Genomic DNA, 6,572 nt, shown 5'->3' with positions numbered 1-6,572 from the left:
CGCAGCGCGGCCGGGAGCCGGGCGGCCACCTCGCGCAGGGCCCGGCGGGCGTCCCGTCCGTCGCCGCCCCGCCGGACGACCGCGTCCGCGGCGAGGGCGCCGGTGTGCCGCAGCGCCACGGCGGGCGAACGCCGCAGCCACGCCGTCAGCACGGCGTTGCGCCGCATCACCGCCCGGCGCCCGGCCCGCACGCCGCCTTCCGGCCGGTGCACGGCCACCACCTCCGGGCGGTGGCACACGCCCCAGCCGCGGGCCGCCAGGTCGTACGCGAGGAGCGTCTCCTCCCCGGCGAAGAAGACGACCGGGTGGTAGCCGCCCGCTTCCAGGAAGGCGGTGCGGCGCGCCACCGCCGCGCAGGCCAGGAACTGGAGCACCTGCGGGCCGGGCAGGTCCTCGGCCCGGCCCAGCGGCGACGCGGCCAGCTCCGCGCCGAGCGGGTCGTCCGGCCCGCCGTCGCCCTGCCGGATGCGCGCCGCCGGCAGGCCCAGCCGCGGATGGGCGTCGAGCAGCCGCTCCGCCCGGCCGAGGGCGCCGGCTCCCACCATGAGTCGTCGTCGCTGAACGCCACGTACGGCGTGGTGGCCCGCCGCGCGCCCAGGGTGCGGCCGACGACCCCGAGGCTCCGGCCGGGCAGCAGCAGCGTGACGTCAGGGTGGCGGCGGGCCACCGCGTCCGGGGTGCCGTCCGCCGAACCGTTGTCGACCACGATCACGTGAGGCCGCCCGGGGAGCGCCGCCAACCGGTCGAGGGTGTGCAGCAGCCGGTCGCGGCGGTCACGCGTGATCACCACGACGGTGGTGCGCGACGGGTCCGGGGGCGTCATCGGCGGGAGACCTCCAGCATCGGGTGCAGGGCGGCCAGCACCTCGTCCGGCCGGATACGGAGCAGCGCCGCGTCCGGCGCACGGGCGTGCGGATCCCCCGGAGGGTCCTCCGGGCGGCGCGGAGACCACAGCGCCACGTGCCGCGGATCCGGCGGCGGCCCCCACAGGCGCGGCGGCACGGGCCCGAACAGCGTCACCGTCGGGGCGCCGTACGCCACCGCCAGGTGCGCGATGCCGGTGTCGCCGCTGACCACGGCGGCGGCCCCCGCGCAGAGCGCGGCCAGCCGCCCGTACGGAAGCCCGCCCGCCAGGACGTCTCCGGGGCCGAGCCCGGCGGCCCCGGCCACCCGCGCCACCAGGGCGTCCTCGCCGGGCCCGCCGGTCACCACGACGCGCCATCCGCGTCGGCGCACCTCCGCGGCGACGGCCGCGTACCGCTCGGGCGGCCAGCGCCGGGCCCCGGAGTCGGCCCCGGGGTGGAGGACGACGGCGCCGGGCGCGGGGGAGGCCACCGAGGGCGGGGCCAGCAGCAGGTCGCCGGGGTCGGCGGGGACGCCGTACCACTCCAGCAGCCGGCACCAGCGGTCCCGCTCGTGTTCCTCGGCGGTCCAGCGCGGCCCGTCGACGTGCGGCGTCCCCGGATGGGCGAACGCCAGCAGCCGCCCCGGCCGCAGCCGCTCCAGCAGCAGATGACTCGACGGGCCGCGACCGTGCAGGTCGACCGCCACGTCGGGCGGCGGCCCCGCCCAGTCGAGGCGCGTCGGCACGGCCCTGCGCGGCGCGGCGGCGGGCAGCAGCCGGTCCACGGCCCCACTGGCGGCCGCGGCGGGCTCCCACTGTGCGGGGGCGGCCAGCACCGCTTCGTGCCGGGGGAAGGCCCGGCGCAACGCCCGCAGCGCGGGGACCGCGGTGAGCAGGTCCCCGAGGCCGAGCGCACGCAGCACCAGCATCCGCGGCCCCGCACCGCCCACGACCCGGCTCACCCCCCGTCCCCTCCGACGCCTGCCCCGCGCCCGTGCCCGCTGGGGCGCGGGGCGCCCGCTCCCGCCGCTCGCCCCGGGGAGCCGACCGCCCGTGCCGCCGGTGAGCCGGGAGCCGGAGGGCCGTCAGCCCGGGGAGCCGGTGCGCCAGGGGCCGGTGTGGTGCCAGGGGCCGCCGGTGCGCCGGAGCCCTCCAGCAGCTTCCCGACGGCGGCGGCGACGTCCTCCGCCGTCACCTCGTCCAGGCACGGATGCCCCGGCACGGGGCAGGTGCGCGCGCGGGTCCCGGCGCAGGGGGCGCCCTGGTCGCCGAGGAGCACGTGCGGCACCCCGTAGGGAGCCCACCGCTCGGCGGGGACCACCGGGGAGAACAGCGACACCACGGGGGTACCGACCGCGGCGGCCAGGTGCGCGGGCCCGGTGTTCGGCGCCACGGCCGCGTCCGCGGCGGCCAGCACCGACGCCAGTACCGGTGGCGTCGTCCGCCCGCCCAGGTCCAGCCCGTGCGCGCCCGCCACGAACGCGGTGAGGTCCCGCTCGGCCGGCCCGCCCGTCACGACCACCCGGTGCCCCGCCTCCGCGAGCAGCCGCACCGCCTGCGCGCACCGCTCCGGGCTCCAGCAGCGCGCCGGGACGCTCGCCCCCGGGTGCACCACCACGTAACGCCCCGGCCCGGTCAGCCCGCGCGCGCCGTCCGGTGCGTGACGCACCCGCAGCAGCCCGTCGTCACCCGGGGGCCGCGGGAAGCCCGCCGCCTCCGCCAGGTCCGCCGCGGCCTGCGCCTCGTGCGCGTGCGGGGCCCGCCGGTGGCGGAGGTCCAGCAGCGACCCGGGCGCGTCGACGCTGTCCGCGGCGATGTACGGCACGCCCGCCAGCCGCAGCAGCAGCGCGGCCGGCAGCGGGCTTTGGTGGAACGAGGTGAGGACCAGCGCCGCGTCGACCCGGGCCGCCGCCAGCCGGTCCACCACCTGCTCCACGTCCGCGCGGTCCACCGGCGGCGGCCCGAAGCCCACCCACGGCGCCTCCCACACCAGCACCTCGTCCACGCCCGGCAGCATCCGCGCGGCCGGCGCCCCCAACGGCCCGCACAGCACGGTCACCCGGTCCGCCCGACGGGCGACCGCCCGCGCCGCGGGACCGGCCAGCAGCACGTCACCGAAGCTGTCCTGCCGCACCACCAGCGCCCTCACAGCGGCCTCCGCACCGTCGACGGGTGCCCCAGCAGGTGCCGGACGGCTCCGAGCAGGTCGCGGCACACGTCCGGCGCGGCCGCCACCTCGGCGGGCAGGGTCCGCGTCGTCGGCACGAGCACCCCGCGGGCGCCCGCCGCGCGGGCCGCGTCCATGTCCGTGCCGATGTCGCCGATGACGGCGCACCGCCCCGGCTCCACGCCGAGCCGCCACGCGGCCTCCAGGATCAGCCCGGGAGCGGGCTTGCGGCAGCCGCAGCCGTCCTCCGGAAGGTGCGGACAGTGCAGCCACACGTCGAGCGGTGTGCCCAGCAGGGCGTCCACCCGGGCGTTCACCTCCAGCACGGCGGCCTCCGTCAGCAGACCGCGCCCGATGCCCGACTGGTTCGACACCACCCCGACGGGTATGCGGCGCGCCCGCAGCAGCCGCAGGGCCTCCCGCGCCCCCGGCATGAGCCGCACGCGCCGCGGATCGCCGTTGTACGGGACGTCCACGATGAGGGTGTCGTCCCGGTCGAAGAGCACCGCCCCCGGGTGGTCGGAGGCGTCCGGCCCGGACGTCGTCGGGCCCGGCAGCGGAACTCCGGCGCCCGACGGCCCGGTCGGGGCGGGGACCGCCTGATCAGCGGGTGCCGGGTCCGCGGCGTGGGACGGCGGGGAGTCCGGGTGGGCCGCGGCCCCGGGAACGGACGAGGAGGCCCGCGGGCGACAGCCCGGCGCGGCAGCGGTCACGCCCGGTCACCCCCGTGCCCGTCGGCGCCGCCGTTCCAGCAGCCCGCCGAGCGGTACCGCACCTCTCCGGACAGCCGGTGCCAGACGGCCAGGAAGGGGATCAGCGCGCTGGTCGCCGCCATCGTCCCCACCTCGTCGCGGGTGCGCGGCCCCGGGGCGATCCTGGCCCACGCGAACTCCGCGGTGCCCAGCAGCCAGCCGGCCGCCGCGACGCCCGCCGCCCTGCGCCTCCCGAAAGCCCCCAGGAGCAACGCCAGGCCGCCCGCCGCGGCCACCGCCGCGTGCCGCCGGATGCGGCCCCGCGGCGCGGCGGCCCGCTCCCACCAGTCGGGCCCGTGCAGCCGTGCCATCAACGCGTCGTCGGCGTTGCCGCGCTGCGTCCGCAGCGACACCCACCGGCCCGCGGGCCGCACCGGGTGGTCGGTGCGCCGCCGCCCTCGCCGGATCAGCCACCCGGCGTCCAGCACCCGCAGCGCCAGGTCCGCGTCCTCCCGGAACGCGCGGGGGAACCGCTCGTCGAAGCCGCCCACGGCCCGCAGCGCCTCCGTCCGGTACGCCATGTCCGCGGTCACCCACAGGGCGCGCTCCAGCCCGGCCGTGTTGCGCTCCCAGTCCGTGGGGCGGCGGTCCGCGGGCTGCGGGACGCGCAGCACCCCCTGGACGCCTCCGGTGTCCGGGGACGCCCCGTCGAGGTCCCGCGCCAGGTCGGCCCGCCAGGTGGGGGAGACCCGTACGTCGTCGTCGAGGAAGACCGTCCACGGCTCGCCGGCGGCACGCAGCCCCGTGTTGCGCGCGGCGGCGGGGCCGCGCCCCCCGCTGCGCAGTACGGCTGCCCGGTCGGCGAGGCCGCCCAGGGAGTCCAGCGGCAGCGGGGCGGCCGGGGGGCCGGGGCGGTCGTCGACGACGACGATCCGGGCCGGCTCGGGTCCCTCGCTCGCGGCGAGGGCGGCCAGGCAGTCGGCGAGGCACGGCCGTCCCACGGTGGGGACGACCACGGCGTACGCGGCGGGCGGAGGACTCATGCGGCGACGCCTCCCGTGAGCACTACGGACTGTCCATATTCGATCACCTTATGCGTATACGGTCCGATCCGCAGGAGGGCGTACGCGCCACGGTCGCCCGCGAGCCACGCCCCTCGCAGCCGGCCTCGCGATCCTCGTGGGCGGTTCCACCCCCGTCGGCCGGCAGCGCGGGCCGCGCGCCGGGCTCGCGGGTACTCCGTGAACGGCATGCGGACGCCGACTGACGGTGCGGCCCGCGGGCCGGCGACGGGGGCGCTTCGCTGGTCGGAGCCGGGTGGGGCGCCTGGAGGCGCGGCGGGCCTCCACGGGGCGGCGACCGGGCAGTGCTCGGCGGCGTCCGGGGGCGCGGGCAGGGCGCGTGTAAGTGGTCCCGCACCCCTCGGCGGCCCGTGGGCGAGGGGGGGTGGTCGAGCGGGGCCGGTTCGGCGGCGGACGCCGACGGGCGGGCGCGGACGTCGCGCGGCTCGGTCCGTGGTCCCCTCGCCCGGCGGCGGGCACGGGGCTACCGTCGGACGGCGTCCGAGTGCCCCGCACCGCGTAATCGCCCCTGCCCGCCGAACGGTTCCCGGCCCTCCGCAGGCCCACCCGTCATGCCGGTCCGCGGTGCTGCGCGTGCGGTGCCCGGTCCCGGCGTCCCCGGCCCCGGCTCCGCCGCATCGGACCGTGCGCCGGTGCCACGGGCCGGTCCGGGCCGGCTGGTTCTCATGTGCTGCTGGTCTGGTCCTCCGGGTCCGGAATCCCCTCCGCCGGTTCGCCTTCCGCCTGGGAGGGCGTGGTCTGGCGCACGGGCCAGTAGTCGTCGTCGCCGGATTCCACGGCGGCCTGCCCGCGGACCCGCGCCAGTTCCTCCTCGGCCCTGCGCCGCTCACGCTGCTGGTCGTCGCCCTGCGGGGAACGCCTCTCCGCCATGTCGGCTCACCTCCTGCTCGGTGGCTCTTCGGCCGGTTCTCGCCCCGGCGGGTACCCCGCTGCGGGGCGCTCACCGGGGAGCGGTTCGAGGGGGCGGGCCAGGGCGCGCGCGGCGCGCAGGGTCACCGCGTGCGGCAGCAGCCGGGCGGCCAGGCCTTCGGCCCTGCTCCGCGCGGAGCCCGCCAGGACCCGTCCGCGGCCCCGGGCCATGGCCCGGATTCCCTGCGCGGCGACGAGGGCGGGGCTGTCCTTGTCCGGCTGCCGGCCCAGCCGGGTGTTCTCCAGGCCCGCGCGCCGGAAGAAGTCGGTGGCGGTGGCGCCGGGCAGCAGCACGGTGACGGTGACGCCGGTGCCGCGCAGCTCGTCGCGGAGCGCCTCCGCGAACGACAGCAGGAACGCCTTCGACGCGTGGTACGCCGCCTGGTACGGCCCGGGCACCTCGGCGGCCACCGAGGAGACGATCAGCAGGCGCCCCGCGCTGGCGTCCACCATGCCGGGCAGCAGGCGGTGCGCCAGATGCAGTGTGGAGGACACGTTGAGGTCGACGACCCGCGCGGTATCGGCCAGGTCCACGTCGAGGAAGGCGCCGCCGAGTCCGGTCCCGGCGTTCAGCACGGCGGCCGCGACCGGCCGACGGGTGGCGGCGACGGCCTGGGCCAGCTGCTCGACGCCGTCGTACGCCGCGAGGTCGGCCCGCACCGGGTGGACGTCGGCGCCGCGGCGCCGCAGGTCGTCGGCGGCCCGCGCGAGCGCCCGTTCCTCGGCGCACACCACGAGGTCCCAGCCGTGGTCGGCGAAGCGCCGTGCGAACTCCAGGCCGATCCCACTGGACGCCCCGGTGACCACGGCGAGCGGCCTTGTGAGGCTCATCGCCCCGGGGTACCCCCAGGGAGGCTGGCTTGAACACCACCCAATGG

Annotated in this window: 7 protein-coding genes and 1 pseudogene; all 8 read right to left on the bottom strand. The window is 79.3% G+C overall.

Annotated features, from left to right (window positions below; translation table 11 throughout):
- A partial coding sequence (locus BJP40_RS23135; protein ID WP_371258688.1) for a glycosyltransferase family 2 protein occupies nucleotides 1-545 on the bottom strand: 545 nt, incomplete at its 3' end.
- 47 nt (nucleotides 546-592) lie between these two features.
- A pseudogene (locus BJP40_RS36390) lies at nucleotides 593-823 on the bottom strand (glycosyltransferase family 2 protein); the annotation flags it as partial.
- On the bottom strand, nucleotides 820-1,773 hold the full coding sequence (locus BJP40_RS23130; RefSeq protein WP_071282077.1) for a glycosyltransferase family 9 protein: 954 nt from the start codon (nucleotides 1,771-1,773) through the stop codon (nucleotides 820-822). The pseudogene BJP40_RS36390 and the gene BJP40_RS23130, both read right to left, overlap by 4 nt.
- A 29-nt stretch (nucleotides 1,774-1,802) precedes the next feature.
- Entirely contained in the window at nucleotides 1,803-2,993 is a 1,191-nt protein-coding gene (locus tag BJP40_RS23125; RefSeq protein ID WP_079171391.1) for a glycosyltransferase family 9 protein, read from the bottom strand.
- Complete coding sequence (locus tag BJP40_RS23120; protein ID WP_371258687.1) at nucleotides 2,990-3,517, bottom strand: D-glycero-alpha-D-manno-heptose-1,7-bisphosphate 7-phosphatase; 528 nt, start codon at nucleotides 3,515-3,517, stop codon at nucleotides 2,990-2,992. Before BJP40_RS23120 ends, BJP40_RS23125 begins: the two co-directional genes overlap by 4 nt.
- Nucleotides 3,518-3,720: 203 nt before the next feature.
- The gene (locus BJP40_RS23115; protein WP_071282066.1) at nucleotides 3,721-4,746 is read right to left on the bottom strand and encodes a glycosyltransferase family 2 protein; all 1,026 of its coding nucleotides are present in this window, start codon (nucleotides 4,744-4,746) and stop codon (nucleotides 3,721-3,723) included.
- Nucleotides 4,747-5,448: 702 nt separating this feature from the next.
- On the bottom strand, nucleotides 5,449-5,655 hold the full coding sequence (locus BJP40_RS23110) for a hypothetical protein (protein ID WP_071268259.1): 207 nt from the start codon (nucleotides 5,653-5,655) through the stop codon (nucleotides 5,449-5,451).
- A gap of 6 nt (nucleotides 5,656-5,661) precedes the next feature.
- Nucleotides 5,662-6,525 carry an SDR family oxidoreductase gene (locus BJP40_RS23105; protein WP_079171390.1) on the bottom strand — a complete coding sequence of 288 codons (864 nt, stop codon included), beginning with the start codon at nucleotides 6,523-6,525 and terminating at the stop codon, nucleotides 5,662-5,664.
- Between the last annotated feature and the right edge of the window lie 47 nt (nucleotides 6,526-6,572).

Origin of the sequence: Streptomyces sp. CC53 (assembly GCF_001865245.1) — a bacterium.
In the GTDB taxonomy this organism is placed as follows: Bacteria; Actinomycetota; Actinomycetes; order Streptomycetales; family Streptomycetaceae; genus Streptomyces.
The sequence above is the reverse complement of the archived record's forward strand: the minus strand, read 5'-3'. Positions and strand labels throughout refer to the sequence as shown.